Origin of the sequence: Bradyrhizobium sp. CCGB12 (assembly GCF_024199845.1) — a bacterium.
GTDB lineage: Bacteria > Pseudomonadota > Alphaproteobacteria > Rhizobiales > Xanthobacteraceae > Bradyrhizobium.
Genome location: NZ_JANADO010000001.1, coordinates 6,810,067 through 6,829,931, shown reverse-complemented (window position 1 = coordinate 6,829,931; position 19,865 = coordinate 6,810,067). Strand labels below are relative to the sequence as shown.

General features: G+C 65.0%; 18 protein-coding genes and 1 pseudogene. 9 read left to right on the top strand and 10 right to left on the bottom strand.

The features are described from left to right. Positions 1–46 precede the first annotated feature (46 nt). The gene (gene bla / locus NLM27_RS31250; protein WP_254146936.1) at positions 47–904 is read right to left on the bottom strand and encodes a class A beta-lactamase; all 858 of its coding nucleotides are present in this window, start codon (positions 902–904) and stop codon (positions 47–49) included. Positions 905–1,134: 230 nt separating this feature from the next. After that, complete coding sequence (locus tag NLM27_RS31245) at positions 1,135–1,509, bottom strand: nuclear transport factor 2 family protein (RefSeq protein WP_254146935.1); 375 nt, start codon at positions 1,507–1,509, stop codon at positions 1,135–1,137. 94 nt (positions 1,510–1,603) lie between these two features. Between NLM27_RS31245 and NLM27_RS31240 the strand changes: the two genes are divergently transcribed. Together NLM27_RS31240 and NLM27_RS31235 are read left to right on the top strand one after the other, a co-directional pair. Beyond that, the gene (locus tag NLM27_RS31240) at positions 1,604–2,032 is read left to right on the top strand and encodes a GFA family protein (protein ID WP_254146934.1); all 429 of its coding nucleotides are present in this window, start codon (positions 1,604–1,606) and stop codon (positions 2,030–2,032) included. A 180-nt stretch (positions 2,033–2,212) separates the two neighbouring features. Continuing rightward, on the top strand, positions 2,213–4,024 hold the full coding sequence (locus NLM27_RS31235) for a caspase family protein (protein ID WP_254146933.1): 1,812 nt from the start codon (positions 2,213–2,215) through the stop codon (positions 4,022–4,024). 51 nt (positions 4,025–4,075) lie between these two features. Here NLM27_RS31235 and NLM27_RS31230 read toward each other — a convergent pair whose 3' ends face one another. After that, on the bottom strand, positions 4,076–4,765 hold the full coding sequence (locus NLM27_RS31230; protein WP_254146932.1) for a DUF1345 domain-containing protein: 690 nt from the start codon (positions 4,763–4,765) through the stop codon (positions 4,076–4,078). A 278-nt stretch (positions 4,766–5,043) separates the two neighbouring features. Next, a complete protein-coding gene (locus NLM27_RS31225) occupies positions 5,044–5,967 on the bottom strand; it encodes a polyprenyl synthetase family protein (protein ID WP_254146931.1) in 924 nt (307 codons plus the stop codon). Between the two features lie 163 nt (positions 5,968–6,130). Here NLM27_RS31225 and mtgA point away from each other — a divergent pair, with 163 nt between their 5' ends. The 3 genes from mtgA (at position 6,131) to NLM27_RS31210 (ending at position 7,964) form a co-directional block, all read left to right on the top strand. Continuing rightward, entirely contained in the window at positions 6,131–6,805 is a 675-nt protein-coding gene (mtgA, locus tag NLM27_RS31220) for a monofunctional biosynthetic peptidoglycan transglycosylase (protein WP_254146930.1), read from the top strand. A 171-nt stretch (positions 6,806–6,976) separates the two neighbouring features. Continuing rightward, positions 6,977–7,159: a 50S ribosomal protein L32 gene (gene rpmF / locus NLM27_RS31215; RefSeq protein WP_007598106.1), complete on the top strand. Its 183-nt coding sequence runs from the start codon at positions 6,977–6,979 to the stop codon at positions 7,157–7,159. 142 nt (positions 7,160–7,301) lie between these two features. Then, positions 7,302–7,964 carry a hypothetical protein gene (locus tag NLM27_RS31210; protein ID WP_254146929.1) on the top strand — a complete coding sequence of 221 codons (663 nt, stop codon included), beginning with the start codon at positions 7,302–7,304 and terminating at the stop codon, positions 7,962–7,964. Here NLM27_RS31210 and NLM27_RS31205 read toward each other — a convergent pair whose 3' ends face one another. Then, positions 7,965–8,225 carry a hypothetical protein gene (locus NLM27_RS31205; protein WP_254148975.1) on the bottom strand — a complete coding sequence of 87 codons (261 nt, stop codon included), beginning with the start codon at positions 8,223–8,225 and terminating at the stop codon, positions 7,965–7,967. Positions 8,226–8,449: 224 nt separating this feature from the next. Here NLM27_RS31205 and NLM27_RS31200 point away from each other — a divergent pair, with 224 nt between their 5' ends. Next, positions 8,450–10,144, top strand: a complete 1,695-nt coding sequence (locus NLM27_RS31200) for a bifunctional diguanylate cyclase/phosphodiesterase (protein WP_254146928.1) — start codon at positions 8,450–8,452, stop codon at positions 10,142–10,144. A gap of 121 nt (positions 10,145–10,265) precedes the next feature. On the opposite strand, the pseudogene NLM27_RS31195 reads toward NLM27_RS31200, so the two are convergent. The 5 genes and pseudogenes from NLM27_RS31195 to NLM27_RS31175 form a co-directional block, all read right to left on the bottom strand. Next, positions 10,266–10,352 (bottom strand): annotated as a pseudogene (locus NLM27_RS31195) (antibiotic biosynthesis monooxygenase); the annotation flags it as partial. A gap of 98 nt (positions 10,353–10,450) precedes the next feature. Continuing rightward, the gene (locus tag NLM27_RS31190) at positions 10,451–13,318 is read right to left on the bottom strand and encodes a PAS-domain containing protein (protein WP_254146927.1); all 2,868 of its coding nucleotides are present in this window, start codon (positions 13,316–13,318) and stop codon (positions 10,451–10,453) included. 371 nt (positions 13,319–13,689) lie between these two features. After that, positions 13,690–14,565, bottom strand: a complete 876-nt coding sequence (locus NLM27_RS31185) for an acyl-CoA acyltransferase (protein WP_254146926.1) — start codon at positions 14,563–14,565, stop codon at positions 13,690–13,692. 41 nt (positions 14,566–14,606) lie between these two features. Next, positions 14,607–15,587 (bottom strand): amino acid--[acyl-carrier-protein] ligase, encoded by a 981-nt coding sequence (locus NLM27_RS31180; RefSeq protein WP_254146925.1) that lies wholly within the window; start codon positions 15,585–15,587, stop codon positions 14,607–14,609. A gap of 64 nt (positions 15,588–15,651) precedes the next feature. After that, complete coding sequence (locus NLM27_RS31175; RefSeq protein ID WP_254146924.1) at positions 15,652–16,869, bottom strand: acyl-CoA dehydrogenase family protein; 1,218 nt, start codon at positions 16,867–16,869, stop codon at positions 15,652–15,654. Between the two features lie 357 nt (positions 16,870–17,226). On the opposite strand from NLM27_RS31175, the gene NLM27_RS31170 reads away from it, so the two are divergent. The 3 genes from NLM27_RS31170 to mtnA all read left to right on the top strand — a co-directional run bounded on the left by NLM27_RS31170 (position 17,227) and on the right by mtnA (position 19,774). Further along, complete coding sequence (locus tag NLM27_RS31170) at positions 17,227–17,499, top strand: phosphopantetheine-binding protein (RefSeq protein ID WP_254146923.1); 273 nt, start codon at positions 17,227–17,229, stop codon at positions 17,497–17,499. 274 nt (positions 17,500–17,773) lie between these two features. Beyond that, positions 17,774–18,649, top strand: a complete 876-nt coding sequence (locus NLM27_RS31165) for an S-methyl-5'-thioadenosine phosphorylase (protein ID WP_254146922.1) — start codon at positions 17,774–17,776, stop codon at positions 18,647–18,649. Between the two features lie 18 nt (positions 18,650–18,667). Beyond that, positions 18,668–19,774, top strand: a complete 1,107-nt coding sequence (mtnA, locus tag NLM27_RS31160) for an S-methyl-5-thioribose-1-phosphate isomerase (protein WP_254146921.1) — start codon at positions 18,668–18,670, stop codon at positions 19,772–19,774. The last annotated feature ends 91 nt before the right edge of the window (positions 19,775–19,865 follow it).

Sequence of the window (19,865 nt, the reverse complement as noted above, 5' to 3'; positions counted from 1 at the left end):
TGGTCTGTCTTGAACCGGAAGCGGTCGCAACGTCAATGTGCGCGGCTTACGCCAGCCGATCGCCCACCATCCGTCCGATCTGCGCGAACACCGCCGCGACCTGCGCCGCGGTCGGCGTGCCGCCTTGGACGTAGGCCGTGATCAGGATCGGCGTGTCGGGCTTCGGCCACACCACCGCGATGTCGCCCGCTGCGTCCTTGCCGTTGTTGCCGGTCTTGTCGCCGATCTTCCAGCCTGCGGGCAGGCCGCCGCGCAGCCGGTTCGCGCCGGTCTTGCAGTTCACCATCCACTCGGTGAGCTGCGTGCGCGAAGCCGGCGCCAGTGCTTCGCCCAGCACCAGCCGACGCAAGTTCCTGGCCATCGCCGCCGGCGTCGTGGTGTCGCGGGGATCCCCCGGCGGTGAGCGGTTGAGCTCGGGCTCGTTGTGGTCGAGCCGCGAGGTGGTATCGCCGATCGATCGCCAGAACGCGGTGAGCACGGCGGGACCGCCGATCCGCGCCAGCAGCAGATTGGCGCAGGTGTTGTCGCTGAGCTCGACGATGGCCTTGCACATGTCGGTGACCGACATCGCGCCGGTTGCGAGGTTTTGTTTGGCGACCGGCGCATACTCCAGGAGGTCGGCCTGGCCGTAGGAAATCATGGCCGCAAGCTGCTCCTCGCCGCGATCGACCCGCGCCAGCACACAGGCCGCGAGCGAGGCCTTGAATGTCGAGCACATCACGAACCGCTCGTCGGCGCGCCAGGCGAGCTTTGCGCCGGTGGCGAGATTTTCCGCATAGACCCCGAGCCGCCCGCCGCTCTCGCGTTCATAGGCTGCGAATTCGGGCGGCGTGTCCGAGGCAAGCACGGGAGAGGCGGCCATCCAGCATAGGGACGCGAGCAGGGAGCGGCGATCGAGAAGCATTGGGGACCTTGGGGTGGGGCGGAGGTGGAAGGGACAATGGAAACGCTATTCGCGTTGTCATTGCGAGCGAAGCGAAGCAATCCAGTCTGCTTCCGCGGAGGGATGCTGGATTGCTTCGTCGCAAGGGCTCCTCGCAATGACGTGCGGGAGAGAGTTGCGCTCGCAATGACGGAGGTTTTCGATGGAGCGTTCGAAGCTCTAGCGGCGGCGAGTGGGGAGAGGCGTCCCCCTCACTCCCTCAGATCATACCGGTACGATTTCGACACGATCTGCCAGCCGTCGGCGAGTTTCATCGCGACCAGATAGTCGGTGAAATAGCGCGGCGGCAGCTGGCATTTGACCTTGATGAAGGCGGTCTTGTCGTCGGAACGGTCGATGGTGACGATGAAATCCTCGCGTGGCTTGCCTTCGGCCTTGCCGGAGGGGCGCTTGCGCACGCGATCGAGCCAGTCCGGCACGGTCAGCACCTGCAACTCGCCCTTCTCGATCCAGCGCAGATCGGCGGAGGGATGGAAGATCGCGCCGAGCTTTTCGGCATCGCCCTCATAGAGGCCGTCAAAATAGGATTGCACGACGGCTTCGACGCTCGCACGGTTCTGGCTCATGGGTCATCCTTTTGCATGATGGCTTGACGCGAACTTAGTCGTACACAGCAAAATGCGCTATGGGTGTGTCAGCCATTTGTGCGAAGGCGTTGCCATGACCGGATCAGAAAATTCGAACGTTCGTATCCTGACCGGCGAATGCTATTGCCGCACCGTTCGCTTTGAAGTCGCCGACGAATTCTCCTATGCAATGAACTGCCACTGCTCGAACTGCCGTCGCACCACCGGCGCGGCCTTCAAGCCGTTCGCCGGCATCGCGCGGGACAAGCTTCGTATCGTCCATGGCGGGGACCAGCGGATGATTTTCGGCGACGATACCACCCATGACGCCCATTGTGCCCGGTGTGGCTCGCTGCTCTATTCCCAGGTGCGTGAAGGCAAATGGGCCCATGTCGCCATGGGAACCCTTGTCGGTACCCCCTCGATCCGGCCGAGCGCCCACATTTTCGTGGGCTCGAAGGCGTCCTGGCACGACATTACGGACGATCTGCCGCAATATCGGGAGCATGTCGGGGGTGGCTGAGGGAACCCGGTTCGCCCGCATGGGTCGGCGAACCGCGACCGCGCTGGCGCGACAAACAGAGGGGGTCGTTCGTTCTGTCGCAGTCGTCGCCTTCGTGACCTCCATCACAAGCGCCGGTGGCGGATCCTGCTAAAGCGGTCCCAAGGGCTCGAAAGGTCCTGAACCTTCGGAAGTCGTGTCATGCGCAATCTGCTCAGACTTTGTCCGCTTCTCCTCGCTCTCGCGCTGCTGCTCGGCGCCGGGCCCGCTTTTGCCGGCAAGCGCGTCGCGCTGGTGCTCGCCAACTCGGCCTATCAGCACGCGCCGTCGCTGACGAACCCCGTCAATGACGGGTCGGTGATGGCCAAGACGCTGAAGGAGGCCGGCTTCGATGTCGTCGAGTCCCGGCACGACCTGTCCGCGCTGGATACGCGGCGGATGCTGCGCGACTTCGCGGATGCGACCCGCGATGCCGACATCGCCGTGGTCTACTATGCCGGTCACGGCATCGAGGTCGAAGGCTCGAACTATCTGATTCCCGTCGACGCCAAGCTCGAGCGCGACACCGACGTGTACGACGAGGCCCTTTCGCTCGATCGCATCCTGGTCGCGGTCGAGCCCGCAAAGCAGCTCCGCCTGGTGATCCTGGATGCCTGCCGCGACAACCCGTTCGGCAAGAGGATGAAGCGCACGATTGCCTCGCGCAGCATCGGCCGGGGCCTTGCCCAGGTCGAGCCGAGCAGTCCCAACACGCTGATCGCCTATTCGGCCAAGGCCGGCTTCACGGCGCAGGACGGCGACGGCGCCAACAGCCCGTTCACGGTTGCATTGTCGAAGTATTTGACGACGCCGGGCCTCGACGTCCGCCGCGCCTTCGGCTTCGTGCGCGACGACGTGCTCAAGTCGACCGGCAACAAGCAGGAGCCGTTTGTTTATGGCTCGCTCGGCGGTGAGGATGTTCCGCTGGTGCCGGTCAAGGTGGCGGCTACAGCACCAGTGGCGCCTGTGGCGAACCCGCAGGCCGATATCCGCCGCGACTACGAGCTCGCGCTCCAGGTCGGCAACAAGGCGGCATGGGATGCCTTCCTCGCCCAGCACCCCGATGGTTTCTATGCGAGCCTTGCCAAGCTTCAGGTCGAAAAAATCGGTGCCGAGCAGGCTCATGCGGCGGCGATCGCGAAGGCAAAGCAGGCCGAGGCCGAGCGCGACCGCCTCGCCGCCCTCGGTGCACAGAAAGACGCGCAGGCCAAGGCCGCGGCCGATGCGAAAGCCGCCGAGCAGGCGCAGCTTGCCGCCCAGAAGGCGAAGGAGCAGGCGCAGCAGCAGGCGGCCGCCGCTGAGCAGCAGCGTGTCGATCTTGCCGCCGCGGCACCGGGCGCCGCGCCCGCCAGCCCGACCGCTCCGGCCGGCACCAACGTCGCTTCGTTGACTCCGGCGGCGACGCCGGCTGATCTCAGCCGTTCGGTCCAGACCGAGCTCGGCCGCGTCGGCTGCTTCTCCGGCCAGGCCGACGGCAATTGGAATACGTCCTCGCAGCGATCGTTGTCGCAGTTCAATCGCTATGCCGGCACCAAGCTCGACGTGAAGGTGGCGAGCACCGACGCGCTCGATGCGGTCAAGTCGAAGCCGTCGCGCGTCTGTCCGCTGGTCTGCGAGCACGGCTTCAAGGCCGATGGCGACAAGTGCAGCAAGATCGTCTGTCGTGACGGCTACGCGGTCAACGACGACAATGAGTGCGAGAAGCAGCGTGCTGCCAAGCCCGCAACGGCCAAGCCGACGACGGCCAAGCGCGACGAGGGCGAAGAGCGTCCCGCACGGCAGCGTCGTCAGTCCGCCGGCGCGGCGGGTAGCTATGGTGCTGCCGCGGCGGCCGGCGCGGGTCGCGCCTCGGGCGGCAGCGGTCAGATTTTTTGCAACGATCTCCTCTGCCGGCCGGTCAGGCGCGGCTGCCACCTCGTATATCGCGGTGGTGGCGGCCCTCACGTCGATGCCAATGTCGAGGTCTGCAACTGAGAAGGGCTGCTTCCCGACATTGTCCCGGCGCAGCCGGGACAATGTCGGGGATCACGTCGCAAGCGCACTGGCCGCGATGTTCACCGTCAGCGCCAGCAACGCCGTGTTGTAGATGAAGGATACGATGCCGTGCGCCGTCGCCGTGCGGCGGATGGTCTTGTCGGTGATGCCGACGTCGGAGACTTGTGCGGTCATGCCGATCACGAACGAGAAATAGACGAAATCCCAATAATCGGCGTGGACTTCCTTGTCGCCGCTCGGAAACTGAAGTCCTCCGGCCGTACCGTGCCGATAATAATCATGTGCGTAATGCAGCGCGAAGGTCGTGTGCACCGCGGCCCATGACAGCGCGATGGTGGTGATTGCGATGGTCAGCTCCAACACGCCGCGATGCGGCGTGCCGAGCTCGGAGACGATCGCCGCGATGCTGGCGAAGGCGCCGGTCGCTGTCACGAGCAGGATCACGAAGCGGCCGTCGTCCTGCATCGCGGCGGCGCGACGGATGTGCTGGTGGTCGTTGCACAGCATCATCGCATAGACCAGCATGAGATAGACCGCGATCAGCGCGTCCCACCCGAACAACAGCCGCGTCACCAGCCGGTGCGGGCCCGGCAGCAGCAGGCAGACGAGGATGCCGGCAGCGAGCGCAATGAACGTTCGCGGCCGGGCATAAAGCAGCCGCATTGGCCGCGACATCTGGCGGAAGCGGACGAGGACGGGATCTTCTTTGTCTGCAGCCATGATGCTGATGGCTTTCTCACAGTTGCCGCGGCGGCGGTCTGCTCCCTCGCCCCGCTTGCGGGGAGAGGGTTGGGGTGAGGGGGAGCTTCCGCAAGGACGGTGAGAGCTGGTTCGCGGAGGGGGGGGGGGGGGGGGGGGGGGGGGGGGGGGGGGGGGGGGGGGGGGCTTCCGCAAGGACGGTGAGAGCTGGTTCGCGGAGGCTTCCCCTCACCCGGATTGCATCTTCGATGCAATCCGACCTCTCCCCGCAAGCGGGGAGAGGTGAAGATGGATCTTCGTCAGTTCTTCCGTTCGGCGACGAACCGCGCCGCAGCCTGCAGCACGGCGGCGCGGTCGCCGAAGATCGAGACGGCGCTGTCGGCCCGCGCGAGCAGGTCGCGGACGCGCTGTTTGGCGCCGTCGATGCCGAGCTGCGTGACGAAGGTGGTCTTGCCGAGCGCGGCATCGGCGCCCGCCGGCTTGCCGAGCGCAGCCGCATCGCCTTCGACGTCGAGCAGGTCGTCGGCGATCTGGAAGGCTTCGCCGAGCGCGCGGCCGTAATCGTCGAGCGCCTGATATTCCTTCTGCGAGGCCTGGCCGAGGATCGCGCCGGCGATGCAGCCATAGCGCAGCAGCGCTCCGGTCTTCATTTGCTGAATACGCGCGACATCGATCGGTTCGTTGCCGCCAAAGCGGCCTTCGCCGGCGAGGTCGAGGATCTGGCCGCCGACCATGCCGCCGATGCCGGCGCAGCGCGCCAACGCGCGCGTCAGCAGCAGTCGCACATTGGCGTCGCGGTGGATCTCGTCGCGGGTGACGATGTCGAAGGCAAGCGTGAGCAGGCCGTCGCCGGCGAGGATCGCGGTGGCGTCATCGGTCTTCTTGTGCAGGGTGGGGCGGCCGCGGCGCAGGTCCGAATTGTCCATCGCCGGCAGATCGTCGTGGATCAGCGAGTAGCAGTGGATGCATTCGAGCGCGGCGCCCACGAGCAGCGCCGCCTCACGGGGAACGCCGAACACGGCCGCGCTCTCGACCACCAGGAACGGCCGCAGACGCTTGCCGCCGTTCAGGCTCGAATAGCGCATTGCGTCCATCAGTCGCTTGGGCCGGGCGATCTCGTCGTGCAGGATGTCGTCCGACAACAGCCGTCCGAGCAGGGCCTCGGTATCATCAGCGGTCTTGTCCAGACGTTTGGCGAAATCGGACGGGGACGTGCCGGTCATCAAGAAGGGCTCCAGAACTAAAATTCGGCCGGACAATCCTTTATGCGCCCGCCCCAGTCAATCGTTTGGAAGGCCTAAAAAGTGCTGGAAAAGACCCGAATTATCACAGACTTAATGGCCCAGCCCGTGGCCGCGTTTGATTTTTTGCGCCGGAAAGGTCGATTTGCGCATCGTTAAGATCCTTCTCCTGGTGCTCGTGGTCGCAGCTCTCGCGCCCTATGTGATCGCGCCGTTTTACCGGACCGGCCATCCGGTTTCGACGCTGATGGCCTGGCGTTGGCTCCGGGGCGCGCCGATGCAGCGGCAATGGATCGATCTGGCGGCGATGTCGCCATATCTGCCGCGATCGGTGGTGGCAGCAGAGGACGCGCATTTCTGCAAGCATCACGGCATCGATTGGGGTGCGCTGCGCGAGGCGATCGATGACGCGCAGGAGGACGGTACGCCGTTCCGGGGCGCCTCCACGATCACCCAGCAGGTCGCAAAAAACCTGTTCCTCTGGCAGGGGCGGGACTTCGTCCGCAAGGCGCTGGAATTCCCGCTGGCGCTTTGGATCGACCTCGTTCTGCCCAAGCCGCGGATCCTTGAGATTTACCTCAACATCGCCGAGCTCGGTCCACAGGGGCAATTTGGTGTCGAGGCGGCCAGCGCCTATGCCTTCGGCAAGCCGGCCGCCAGCCTATCCCCCCGGGAAGCTGCCCTTCTGGCCTCGATCCTGCCGAATCCGGTCAAACGCAGCGCCAGGACCCCGGGACCGGGCGTCCGGCGGCTGGCCGCGACCTATATGGCCAGGGGGCAGGCGAGCTCGCTTGCGACCTGCTGGCGCGAAAATCGCTGATTTCGGGCCCATTCCGGGCGTATTTTCCGGTCCAAGAGCCTAGCTTTACGGCCAGCCTTCCTCTATAAGCCCGGCCTTGATCGGCATTCAGCTCGCCTCGTATTGCGCGGGTGCTGAGCCGTCCCGTCGCGGACGATGCCCTGATGACACCAATCCCTAGAGGATATTGAAATGGCTGTTCCGAGAAGAAAAACCTCGCCGTCGCGCCGTGGCATGCGCCGCTCGGCAGACGCCATCAAGAAGCCGACCTATGTCGAAGACAAGGACTCCGGCGAGCTCCGTCGTCCGCACCATCTCGACCTCAAGACCGGCATGTACAAGGGCCGTCAGGTCCTGAAGAAGAAAGAGTCCTGAAGGCAGGATCTTTCTTCAGGCGGGATGATTGGGCCTGCCTGATTTCGGCCAACCCATGAGATAGACGGTGACGGCGGCGGAGCAAATGCTTCGCCGCCGCATTGTCCTGTCTGGACGTCTTGATCGAGAAGGCATTTTGCCGATGGTCGGTTTCCCGCTGCTTCTGATTCCGCTCGCGGTCTACAACATCATCGCCTTCCTGATGCCGACCGTGTCCTTCACGGACGTGCTGTTCAAGGTACCGATGGTGTCCGGCGAGACCTGGCCGGTCACGCTCGCCGATCTCCTGCTCGCGCTCGGGGTGGTGCTGCTGCTGCTCGAAGTGGTCAAGGGTGCGCGGCCCGGCTCGAAATTCCTGATGGATCATCTGCTGTCGCTGATCGTCTTCGGCGCCGCCGCTGCCGAATTCGTGATGTGGCCCAAGTTCGGCAACTCCACCTATTTCCTGCTGGTGCTGCTCGCGATGGCCGACTTCCTCGGCGGCATCGCCCAGCGCACGCGCCGTCGCGTCACCTATGTCGCCGAGACGACGGCCGCGCCGCCGCGCAAGACCAAGCGCCAGGCCGAAGCCGAAGCGCGGGCGGAGGACGTGGCGTCCGAGCGCAAGTTCGAGCCGGTGGTTGCGCCACAGCCGACAGCGGTGGAGCCGCCTTCACCCTCGGCGCAATCCGTCGCCGAATCCGTGCTGATGGATCATCCGGCACCGAAGCCCGTGCAGGGCGCGCCCTCGCCGGAAATTCCCTCGCCGCATCTTCAGCCGGGTAACAACGGCACGCCGCCCTCGTCGGATACGCCGTCGCGCTGATCAAGCCACCTGCCGAGTGCGCGCGCTGACGCTTCCCAGCGGGTGTTTACTGCCATAGGCGACTTGCGCATCTTCGGAAGAGGCGCGGCGGAGCCGGGTTGTCTGGGGCAACTGCTCGGCATTGGCGATCAGCTGAGTGACGAAGCTGGGATCGGGGCGCGGCAGCGGCGCCTTGTTGAGCCATTGCACAGTCGGGATCAGCGGCACCAGGGCCGTGCCCATGCTGCCTGCCGCCTCGTCCAATCGATCAGTACTCAACATCGCGATCACCGTTGATCCGGCGGATGTTGTCGCGTTTCGGGACGCGGGCGCCGGGTGCGTGTCAGTACTCGCAAGGCCTATGCCGACCGAGCCTAATTGGTTCCTGGGCGCCCTGGAAACGTGGTTTCCAAATTGTTTATGAACTTTGCCTAGGGTCGGGGGCGAATCTGGCTCTATCCTGTGCCGACTCAGGACTCTCCCCGCTGTCCCGAAACGAGGCGATTTTGACCCCTGCATTGCCGCAAGCCTCCGACATCCTGGCCGCGCTCGGTCAGGCCGTGTTCGCCTGGGACATCGCCAGCGACGTCATCGTCTGGGGTGAGCAGGTCAGCGCCGTCTTCCCCAGCATTCCCGCCGAGCGGCTCGCGACCGGGGCGGAGTTCGCCAAGCTGATCGAGCCCGCGCAGTCGCTCAGGGCGGCGGCGCTGGCGCAGACCTTCGCCGTGCATGGCGCCGACGGCACGCCCTACCGGGTCGAGTACGGCGTGCGCATGAGCGCCTCCGATCCCGTGGTCTGGGTCGAGGAGACCGGCCGCTGGTTCGCCGGGCCGGATGGTCGCCCCACGCGCGCGATCGGCTCCGTCCGCATCAACAATGAGCGCCATGCCCGCGACGAGGAGCTGACGAAGCTGGCCCGGCTCGATCCGCTGACCGGCGAGCTCAACCGCTCGCATCTGATCGCAGCGCTTGCCGAAGCGATCGAGGAGACGACCCGCTTCCGCTCGACCGCGGCCTTCATGCTGGTCGGCATCGATCACCTCGCCCGCGTCAACGACGCCTTCGGCTTCGACGTTGCCGATGCCGTGATACTCGACGTCGCCAAGCGCATTCGCGCGCGCCTGCGCGGCGGCGACGTGCTCGGGCGCTTCTCCGGCAACAAGTTCGGCCTGATCCTGAAGAACTGCACGACCGACGACATGAACGTTGCCGCCGAGCGTTTCCTTGCCGGTATCCGCGACGAGGTGGTGCCAACGAAATCAGGCCCGGTCTCGGTCACAGCGTCGATCGGCGCGGTCAGCGTGCCGCGCTATGCCCGCAACACCGACGAGGCCGTCAACCGCGCCCATGAGACGCTGGACGCGGCCAAGCGCCGCCGTGCGGGCTCGTTCGCCGCGTGGCGGCCGGATGCCGCGCGCGACGCGCAGCGCCGCGTCAACATCCGCGTCACCGACGAGATCGTCACCGCGCTGAACGAGCGCCGCATCAAGCTCGCCTATGAGCCGGTGGTCTCGGCCGCCTCGCGTGAACGTGCGTTCCACGAGTGCCTGGTGCGGATGGACCAGGGCAACGGCCAGGTGCTGCTGGCACCCGACATCGTTCCCGTCGCAGAACGGCTCGGCCTGATTCGCCTGGTCGATCACCGCGTGCTCGAACTGGTGGTCGCCGAGCTCGCGGCCGCGCCCGACATCTGCCTTAGCCTCAACATCTCGCCGGATACGACGATGGATCCGGACTGGTGGGCGGGAATCGAATCGCTGATGCAGGCCCATCCCGGCGTTGCCGAGCGGCTGATCGTCGAGATCACCGAGACGGTCGCTATCCAGGACATTGACGATGTCCGCGCCTTCGTCGGCCGGCTCAAGCATTTCGGCAGTCGCATCGCCATCGACGATTTCGGCGCCGGCTACACCTCGTTTCGCAATTTGCGCAAGCTCGGCGTGGATATCGTGAAAATCGACGGCGCCTTCGTGCAGAACGTCGCCCATTCCGCCGACGACCGCGCCTTCGTGCAGACCCTGATCGATCTCGCCCGCCGCCTCGACATCAAGACCGTTGCCGAATGGGTGCAGGACGAAGAAGCCGCTGGCATGCTGCGCGACTGGGGCTGCGACTACATCCAGGGCCGCCTGATCGGGCTTGCCTCGGCAGAGCGCCCGTGGGGCGCGTCGCCGGATCATGCGCTGCCTGCGGCGGGCTAGGGATTGCTGCTGCCTCAGCGTCATGGCCGGGCTTGACCCGGCCATCCACGCGCTACCACGATTGAGGAAGAACGTGGATGCCCGGGTCAAGCCCGGGCATGACGACTGAAACAGCGGTGAGCTAGGCCACGCAAATGCCGGGCACCGCGACCTTTTGAAACAGATGCGGGCTTGCCACGGCGGACGTGGGGTAGACCGCGATCTTCGCGCTGGGAACATGCACGCTGGAGCAAGCCGCTTCTCGTCATGCGACAATTGGTCGTTTGGAGGCGTGCCGAGATACGGAATTTTGAGCGAGCGAAGCCGCTACGCCACGCGCCGGACTGCGCTCAGCGTCTCGATGGTGCGGTCGACCTCGGCCGCCGGGCACGGCTTGCCGAAATAATAGCCCTGCACCGCGGTGCAGCCGCATTCGCGGACGAAATCGAGCTGCTGCTCGGTTTCCACACCCTCTGCCGTGGTCTCGACGCCGAGCACGGAGCCGAGGCTGGCAATGGTGCGGACGATGGCAACGCTTTCCGGGCTTTCGCCGAGGGTGCCGACGAAAGAGCGGTCGATCTTGATGCGGTCGAACGGAAACTTGCGTAGATAGCTGAGTGAGGAATAACCGACGCCGAAATCGTCGAGGCTGACGCGCACCCCTAACGCGCGGAGCTGGTGCAGGATCTCGATCGTCGCCTCGCTGTCGTCGAGCAATGCCGTTTCGGTGACCTCGAGCTCGAGCCGTTGCGGCGGTAGGCCGGCTTCCGCAAGTGCGCTCGTGACCATCGCGACGAGCCCGCGCGCGCGGAACTGCACCGGCGACAGGTTCACCGCGACGGTGACATCGGGCCAGGACACGGCGGTCGCACAGGCGCTGCGCAGCACCCATTCGCCGATCGGGACGATCAGCCCGGTCTCTTCCGCGATCGGGATGAATTCGGCCGGCGAGACGAAGCCGCGCGAGGAATGCTTCCAGCGCAGCAGCGCCTCGAAGCCGGTGAGCTCGGAATTGTCGAGTCGTACCTGCGGCTGGAACACCAGATGGAATTCACGTGCTTCCAACGCGCCGCGCAGATCGTGCTCCAGCGCGTGCCGGCTGCGCGCCTCCTCTTCCATCTCGGGCTCGAACAGCTGATAGGCGCCGCGTCCTTTGGCCTTGGCCTGGTACAGCGCGAGGTCGGCGCATTTCATCAGCTCGTCGGCATCGAGCCCGTGATCGGGCGCGATCGCGATGCCGACGGAGACACCGACATGGATCGACTGGCTTTCCAGCGGCGGTGGGTGACCGATAATCTCGACCAGGCGGCGGGCGAGCATTTCCGCCGATTGCGGCTGCGGTCCGCGCTGGAGCACGGCGAATTCGTCGCCGCCGAGGCGGGCGACGGTGTCGTGCTCGCCGACATTCTCCTTCAGCCGCGCCGCGACCCAGCGCAGCAGCCGGTCGCCGGCAGCGTGGCCGAGGCGGTCGTTGACGGTCTTGAAATTGTCGAGGTCGAAGCACAGCACGGCCATCGCGCCGCCGGCGATCGCGACCTGATTCAGCCCCTCGCCCATCTTCTCGCGGAACAGTGTGCGGTTGGGCAGGTCGGTGAGCGAGTCGTGCTGCGCCATGTGCGCGACGCGGGCCTGGGCCTTGTGGCGCTCGGTGACGTCCTCATAGGTGACGACCCAGCCGCCATGTTCCATCCGCTTGTGATTGAGCTTGATGATGCGGCCGTCGCTCAAATGTCGGTGCAGCGTATGCTCGCCTTCGCGCAGCCTCTCGACATAGTCGGCATAGAGCCGCGCGCCCGTGGTGTCCGGATGGATGCCGAGCTCGCAGCTGTGCTCCATGATCTCGCGCATCGAGACGCCCGGCTTCACGATCTCGGGCGATAGCCCGTGCATCTCGATGTAGCGGCGGTTGCAAACGATCACGCGCAGGCTCGAATCGAGCATGCACAGGCCTTGACTCATGTTGTTCAACGCAGCGTCGAAGCGCCGATACTGCTCGCTCAATTCCTCGACGGCATGTTCGCGCTCGGTGATATCCTCGTAGGTGGCGACGAAGCCACCCTCGGCCAGCGCGCAGTAGCGCACCGAGATGACGGTGTCGTCCGACATGCTTCGGCGCATCGGCGAGGAGTCGCGGCTCGCGATGCGGGCGCGGGCAGTTTCCAGGATTTGCTGTGGGGTATATTCGGAAGCGAACGCCCCGTTGGCCATCGATCGCTCGATCAGGTCGGAAAGATGCGTGCCGGGCCTGGTTTCCTCCTGCGAAAGCCGGTAGATCTTGCGGTAGGTGGTGTTGCAGACGCGAAGCCGCATATCGCTGTCGTAGAAGGCGAGGCCGTGCGCCATGTTCTCCATCGCGGCGTCGAGGATGAAGTTCTGCTGCCGCAGCGTCTCCTCGTATTGCAGCCGCTCGGTGACGTCTTCATGCACGGTCACCCAGCCGCCGTCGGGCAGGAAGCGGGAGACCGCCTGCACCATCCGTCCATCGTAGCGCATCACCAGCAGGATTTTCGCGTTCCTGGCGCGCACATCGTCCAGCCGGCTCGCGTGAAATTCGTCGCTCGACATGCCCGGCAAGTTGCCGCGCGACATCCAGTGCTCGATCACCGCACGGTGCGAGGCCCCCGGTTTCACGATTTCCGGGGCGAGGTTGTAGAGCCGGAGGAACCGTTCGTTGCAGACGACGACGCGGCTGTCGGCGTCGTACATGATGAGGCCGTGCGACATGTTGGCGAGCGCATGCTGGCTGCGCTCGGTCTGCACGCGCAATTCCGCCTCGAGCCGGGCGAGACGGCTGACGTCGTCGCAGATCGTCATCCAGCCGCCGCCAGGCAGCGGTTTCAGCTCGAGCGCCATGACGAGGCCGCTCGCGAGCCGTTGTTCGGTCCGGAACGGTTTGCCGCCTGCGATCTGAGCGATCCGCGCCGAATACAGCGCGTCGAGCTCGCTTTCCGGAAAGTTGCCGCGCATCGCGCTGTGCGCGAGCACCTCGCGATAGCTCGTCCCTACCCGCACGATGTCGGCCGACAGGTCGAAGAAGGAGAGGTAACGCTGATTGACCAGCACGATCCGGTTGTCGGCATCGTAGACGCAGACACCTTGCTCCATGTGGTCGAGCGCAAGCTGGCTCAGCGCGACCAGGGCTTCCGGGCCCTGTTCGCGGCGTGCACCAAGCTCGTTGTCGCGGGTCGACGTCATGGGGTCGGCGGGGATCTCGGCGGGCAATAGACTTAACGCAACGTATTTCAGCCGCCGATCGTAGCGAAGAGGCCGGAAAATTCCCTTAAACGTGGTAGTTTACGGAGGGTGACTGGCGATGCAGAGACGTGAACGACGCGAACGCGCGAGTGCGAAAGTAGCTGCAAGCCAGAGGTGGTCGGGAGTGCGCGACAAATCTCGGTGTCGTCCCGGCGAAGGCCGGGACCCATAATCCCAGGGAGAAGTTTGGCGAGGACTGGTTGTGAAAGGAACTTCCGGCGGGACAAGCAGCCGAGCTAACCGATAAATCCCGCGGTATGGATCCCGGCGTTCGCCGGGATGACGACGGGTGTGTGGCACGCCGTCTCGCCCTACGGCCCGTAGAGCACGAGTTCCGTATCGGTGAGGTCGGCGAGCTGCGGACGGTCCGGACCCTTGAAATATTTGCGGCCGCGGCGCTCGGTATAAATACCGACGAGGCCAGGAATCGGGCCATTGGAATCGACGGCCACCGAGATCTTGCCGAGCCGCAGCAGCAGACGGCCAATGCGGCCCGCGCAGGCGGCGTATTCAGCTGTGTTGCGGCAGTAGATCAGCTTCATCGCGGGCGGGGCGATGAAGCCGCGGCGGATGCGCACCGGTTGCAGGATGAACGGGAAGGTTCCCTTCGGGGTGCGACAGACCAGGCTGAGGCAATTGTAGCGCGCATGTCGCGTCAAGAGCTCGGTTTCCGCGTCGGAAAGCCCCTCGATCGCCTTGGCATGCTGCGAGATGACCTCGATTTTGCTCCAGCGCGGGACCCGCGCCAGCGCAGGCACCGAAAAGAAGATGCCGTGGCAATAGGCGCGGAAACCCTGCGTCTCGATGATCGGCCAGGTCCACGGCGCCGGGCTGATGTTGAGGTAGGTGACGTCCTTGTGCCGCTGCGCGATCTTGGTGAGCAGCGGAGCGTAGTTGCGATAGGCCGGATCGACAAACCAGCTCGACAAATTGCATTGGATGGCGGTCTCTTCGCCGTCCTTGCGCGCCGTGTAGATCAGCAGCAGCACGCCAACCGGCGTGCCGCCATCGTCGAGCATGTATCCGAAGCGCGGATAGCCTTCCGGCACGGACCGGAAGGCCTGCCGGCGCAGGCCCTGGATCCAGTATTCGCGTGAACGCCCGACGAAGCCGCGCGTCAGCAAGTCCGCGATCGCATCGACGTCGGACTCGGCGATTTCGCGGCATCGGACCTTGGTGTGGATCACGCTCGTCTTACCCGTGGAAATGGTCGGCCTCGTGAGTTTCGTTAACGCCAGCCCTCGCCATGGGCATCGGCCGACGCTGGCGGCTGCATGCCCATGATCTCGCGGACCTTGGCGGGCCAGGCGGAAAGATCAGTTCCATGGGTGTGGAACATGGCGACCGCGAGCCGGTCCATGCCGAAGGCGACGCAGCCGGTGTGCGCCGGTTCGCCATTGACGTCCTGGATGCCCCAGGTCGTGCCGAAATGCTCGCGGTGATAGTTGAAGCTCATGCAGGCGGTCGGCTGCTCTTCCGAGCGCAGCGGGATCAGGAGCTCGAACTTGAGCTGCTGCTGCTTCTGGCTCACCGCCTTCATCTGGCCGACACGGCCGAAGAAGGGGTCGCTGGCATAGTCGACGCGGAAGGTGAGGCCGAGGTCGCGGGCGATTGCCTGGGCACGTACCATCCAGCGCTCGCGGAAATCAGCAACATCTTCGGGCGTGCCGATGCAGACATACTCGCGCATGCGGAACGATTGCAGCCGGTCGAGATGCTTTGACGGCTCGCGGCGGAAACAGTCGGCGGCGACGTCGAAACGCAGGCCGCCTTTCGGCAAAGGTCCACGGCTTGCTGCGATCGGATAGACGGGATAGCACGCGGCCGGCGACAGCACGAGGTCGGCCGGCGAGAGCGAGCTGGTCCAGTCGCCCCCGGCATCGAATCGGCTCACTGCGGCGTTGATTTCGCGTTCGGTGCCGTGCAGGCCGCAGACGCAGCCGAGCAGGTTCGGAAAGCTCTTGAGGTAGCCGGATTTCTCGAGCTGAGCCCGGCTCATCACCGGAGGAAAGCGCATCACCTCGGTTCCGGCCTCGCGGTGGCCAGTGATCAGCGCGGCGAGCCGCTCGACGACGCCTTCATAGAGCGAGGTGCGGGCGTAGACGCCGTCCGAGCCCATAGGGTGGAACAGCTTGTCGGCGAGATGGTCGAGCGGATCGATGATCTGCGGCGCGGTCTCGGGCGAATTGGGGAGGACGGCAATGTTCATGGGTCGATGTCCTGCTATCTCAAAATTGTTCTTGTTGGTTCAGTCGCCAAGGCACCTAGTTACGTCAGCCATAAAGGCTCGAAGGCACGCCGCTCATCAGCGTCGATGTGGCAGCGTTAGCCAGGATGCGGTCGTTGTTGATCATGATCGGCGACGACAGCACGTCGCGCAGATGGCGGCCCATGGTAAATTCGCCGTCGTTCCGGTAGCCGGAAAGACCCGCGGTGCGCATGGCATGCATCACGGTCTCGACCGCGAGCTCGGAAGCCTGCACCTTTAGAAGCGTGATCGACGACTGAAAGTCGAGCGAGCCCAGCGCACGCTCGTCATGCTCGGCGCGGGCGAAAGCGTCGATGTTGGCAGCGATCAGCGCGCGCAGCTTGGCCAGCGACATCTTCGCAGCGGTGAAGTGCGCCGCGGCCGGCGGCATTTGGCCGCCGGAGCTGCGCGCCGCCTTGCGGATGAAGGCCTGCGCGCGGGTCACGGCTGCGGCGGCAATGCCGGCCCAGGCTGACGACCAGCACAGATGGGCGAACGGCGTCATGGTCTGGGCATGGATCTTGTCATAGGATTCCGGGAAGACGCGGTCGGCGGGGCAATCGACCTTCAGCTCGAAGCCGGTCGAGCAGGTGCCGCGCATGCCGAGGGTTTCCCAGCCCAGCGTCCGTTTCAGCGAATAATCGTCCTTGGCGAGCGCCAGCAGCACCTGGTCGGAGGCCGCTGCATCGGTGGCGCGGCGGGCGATGGTGACGAGGCCGTCGGCTTCGGCGCCGTAGGAGATCACGGTGGCGTCGCGCACGAGCGAAACGGTGTCGCCGGCGTGATCGACCGCGGCCGCGCTGGCGCGGATGTTGCCGCCGTTCTGGCCTTCGGTGGTCGAGGAGGCGAGCAGCCACTGGTCGCGGGCGACCCGGCGCATCATGGTTTCCATCCAGGGAATGCCGTGACCGTGCCTGACGACGCAGGCGACCTTGGTCTGGTGCATCGCGTAGATCATCGCGGTCGAAGCGCAGGCGCGCCCGAGCGTGTAGCAGATGTCGGTGACGTCGTAGATCGAGGCGCCGAAGCCGCCGAACTCGACCGGGATCATGACGCCCAGCAGCTTCTGCTCGCGTGCGACCTCGAATGCCTTGTGCGGGAAGCGGGCGTCGCGATCGACGCCGTCTGCATCGGTTGCGGCCGCTGCGGCGGTCCGGGCGGCGCGCTCGATCAGGGAGGGACCCTGTTCGAGGAAGTCTGCTTGCGATTCGTCGACAGTGAGGACTGCTTCACGCACGTTCATACTCGTCCGCCTCCGGTTTGCCGTTCGAGATCGCCGACATCATTCGCGATGTCGCTAAGCGATCCTCCGACCATCTTTGCTTATGAGACGAGGCTACGGATTTAATTCAAATTCGTCGATGAAATAGAGGGTAAACAAAGCCCAATTCCGAACGAACAGTTAAGGTCCGGTTGTTTGCATCACCGGAATTTCCACGATCGCGTTAGTGAACTGGAAGAGACCTGAATTTTAGTCAATCTGAGTCATCGTTTACTAAGAAAGGCGAAGTAATCCTCTTGCCCCATTGCGGGATCGACTGGCCGTGCCCATCGTAGCGGCAGTCCGGTCCGCCTCCGATAGACAGATGGGAATTTGCCGATGCAGGCCTTCGATACCGAATTGCGTAATCGCATCATCAAGCTGGTGAAGGGCATCCTCGAACAGAACTCGCTCGTCGCGGCCATCACGCCACAGGCGAAGCTCGTCGACGCCGGCCTGACTTCGATGGACATGGTCAATCTGATGCTCGGTGTCGAAGCCGAGTTCGACTTCACCATCCCGCAATCCGAGATCACGCCGGAGAATTTCCAGTCCGTCGAGACGCTGGAGCGGATGGTCGCCACCCAGTTGCGTTTGGCGAACGCCGCTTAAACGAGGGCGCGCGGCTCCTTCCACGGCGTCGTCCCTGCGAACGCAGGGACCCATACCGCGGAATCTATCGACCTTTGACGGTCGCAGTACCGGACGACGAGTCTTCGCCCAACCACGGCCTGTGGTTATGGGTCCCTGCGTTCGCAGGGACGACACTGGAGTGCGGGCCCCACTCTCCTCACACCACCGGCATCGCCCACCACCCCCGTTTCAAATCCGCCGCAAAACTGGCATAGCTTGACCATGTCGCACGTGGCGAACGGGTGGAGCAGGCATGACGCAGGCGGTATTGGGCATCATCGGCGGCTCCGGCATCTATGATCTGCCGGGACTTGAGGGTGCGCACGAAGAGGTGATCAAGAGCCCGTGGGGCGAGCCGTCGGCGCCCGTGCGGCGCGGCACCATGGCGGGCCTGCCGATCGTGTTTCTCCCGCGGCACGACAAGGGCCATCGCCTGTCCCCCTCCGACATCAACTATCGCGCCAATATCGACGTCCTGAAGCGGGCCGGCGTCACCGATCTGATCTCGCTGTCGGCCTGCGGTTCCTTCAGGGAGGAACTGCCGCCCGGCACCTTTGTTCTCGTCGACCAGTTTGTCGATCGCACCCACAAGCGGGAGAGCTCGTTCTTCGGCAAAGGCTGCGTCGCGCACGTGTCGATGGCGCATCCGGTCTCGCCGCGGCTGCGCATTCACCTGGCGGCAGCGGCCGAGGCCGAGGGTATCGCGATCGCACGCACCGGTACCTATGTCTGCATGGAGGGGCCGCAATTCTCGACTTACGCGGAGAGCATGACCTACAAGACGCTGGGCTATTCCGTGATCGGCATGACCAACATGCCCGAGGCCAAGCTCGCGCGCGAAGCTGAGATTTGCTATGCCACCGTCGCGATGGTGACGGATTTCGATTGCTGGCATCCCGACCACGATGCGGTCACCGTGCAGGACATCATCCGTGTGCTGACCTCGAACGCCGACAAGGCGAAGGCGCTGGTGGCGCGGTTGGCGAAGGATCTCCCGCGCGAGCACGAGCCGTGTCCGATCGGCTCGGATCGTGCGCTCGACACCGCGTTGATCACGGCGCCCGAAGCGCGCGATCCGGAGCTTCTGAAGAAGCTCGACGCGGTGGCAGGGCGCATCCTGCGGGCGTGAAATGAAAGGCAGAATGCCATGAAGGTCGACGGCAAGCATTTCCGCAGCATTTGGCGCGAGCAAGACGGTTGGTCGGTCGGTGCGATCGACCAGCGCAGGCTGCCGCACGAGTTCGTCGTTGCGAAGCTGACGTCCTGCGAAGACGCGGCGGTCGCGATCCGCGACATGCTGGTGCGCGGCGCGCCGCTGATCGGCGCCACCGCGGCCTACGGCATGGCGCTCGCGATGCGCGAGGATGCCTCCGACGCCGGCCTGAAGCGTGCCTATGAGACGCTCGTCGTGGCGCGGCCGACCGCGATCAATCTGAAATGGGCGCTGGACGAGATGCGCACGGTACTCGCGCCGATCGATCCGCTGGAGCGGGCCGAGGCGGCCTATGCGCGCGCCGACGAAATCGTCGAGCAGGACGTCGAGATCAACCGCGGCATTGCCGGCAACGGCCTCAAGCTGATCGAGGCGATTGCGGCAAAGAAGCCGGGCGAGACGATCAATGTGCTCACCCATTGCAACGCCGGCTGGCTTGCAACGGTGGATTGGGGCACGGCGACGGCGCCGATCTACCTTGCGCACGAACGCGGCATCAAGATCCACGTCTGGGTCGACGAGACGCGCCCGCGCAATCAAGGCGCCTCGCTCACCGCCTGGGAACTCGGCCATCACGGCGTGCCGCACACGGTGATCCCTGACAACACCGGCGGGCACCTCATGCAGCACGGCATGGTCGATCTCGCCATCGTCGGCACTGACCGCGTCGCCGCCAATGGCGACGTCTGTAACAAGATCGGCACCTATCTGAAGGCGCTCGCCGCGCACGACAATAACGTACCGTTCTACGTCGCGCTGCCGTCGCCGACGATCGATTTCGCCGTTCATGACGGCATCCGCGACATTCCGATCGAGCAGCGCAGCGGCATCGAGGTCACCGACATGACCGGCCGTACCGCCGACGGCCGGCTGGAGACCGTGCGCATTGTGCCGGAGAACTCGCCGGTCGCGAACTATGCGTTCGATGTCACACCGGCGCGTCTCGTAACCGGCCTGATCACCGAGCGCGGTGTGCTGAAGCCCGACCGTGCCTCGCTCGCCGCCGCCTTCCCGGAGCGAATCGCCGCTGCGGCGGAGTAGCTCTCGTAGGGTGGGCAAAGGCGCGGAAGCGCCGTGCCCACCATCTGCGAGTGGTGGGCACGCTTCCGCTTTGCCCACCCTACGGCTTCGC

Bases quoted from the DNA above. Each gene is read 5' to 3' on its own strand.
- bla (WP_254146936.1), bottom strand. From the start codon at position 904: ATGCTTCTCGATCGCCGCTCCCTGCTCGCGTCCCTATGCTGGATGGCC.
- NLM27_RS31245 (WP_254146935.1), bottom strand. From the start codon at position 1,509: ATGAGCCAGAACCGTGCGAGCGTCGAAGCCGTCGTGCAATCCTATTTT.
- NLM27_RS31240 (WP_254146934.1), top strand. From the start codon at position 1,604: ATGACCGGATCAGAAAATTCGAACGTTCGTATCCTGACCGGCGAATGC.
- NLM27_RS31235 (WP_254146933.1), top strand. From the start codon at position 2,213: ATGCGCAATCTGCTCAGACTTTGTCCGCTTCTCCTCGCTCTCGCGCTG.
- NLM27_RS31230 (WP_254146932.1), bottom strand. From the start codon at position 4,765: ATGGCTGCAGACAAAGAAGATCCCGTCCTCGTCCGCTTCCGCCAGATG.
- NLM27_RS31225 (WP_254146931.1), bottom strand. From the start codon at position 5,967: ATGACCGGCACGTCCCCGTCCGATTTCGCCAAACGTCTGGACAAGACC.
- rpmF (WP_007598106.1), top strand. From the start codon at position 6,977: ATGGCTGTTCCGAGAAGAAAAACCTCGCCGTCGCGCCGTGGCATGCGC.
- NLM27_RS31210 (WP_254146929.1), top strand. From the start codon at position 7,302: ATGGTCGGTTTCCCGCTGCTTCTGATTCCGCTCGCGGTCTACAACATC.
- NLM27_RS31205 (WP_254148975.1), bottom strand. From the start codon at position 8,225: ATGTTGAGTACTGATCGATTGGACGAGGCGGCAGGCAGCATGGGCACG.
- NLM27_RS31190 (WP_254146927.1), bottom strand. From the start codon at position 13,318: ATGACGTCGACCCGCGACAACGAGCTTGGTGCACGCCGCGAACAGGGC.
- NLM27_RS31180 (WP_254146925.1), bottom strand. From the start codon at position 15,587: ATGAACATTGCCGTCCTCCCCAATTCGCCCGAGACCGCGCCGCAGATC.
- NLM27_RS31175 (WP_254146924.1), bottom strand. From the start codon at position 16,869: ATGAACGTGCGTGAAGCAGTCCTCACTGTCGACGAATCGCAAGCAGAC.
- NLM27_RS31170 (WP_254146923.1), top strand. From the start codon at position 17,227: ATGCAGGCCTTCGATACCGAATTGCGTAATCGCATCATCAAGCTGGTG.
- NLM27_RS31165 (WP_254146922.1), top strand. From the start codon at position 17,774: ATGACGCAGGCGGTATTGGGCATCATCGGCGGCTCCGGCATCTATGAT.
- mtnA (WP_254146921.1), top strand. From the start codon at position 18,668: ATGAAGGTCGACGGCAAGCATTTCCGCAGCATTTGGCGCGAGCAAGAC.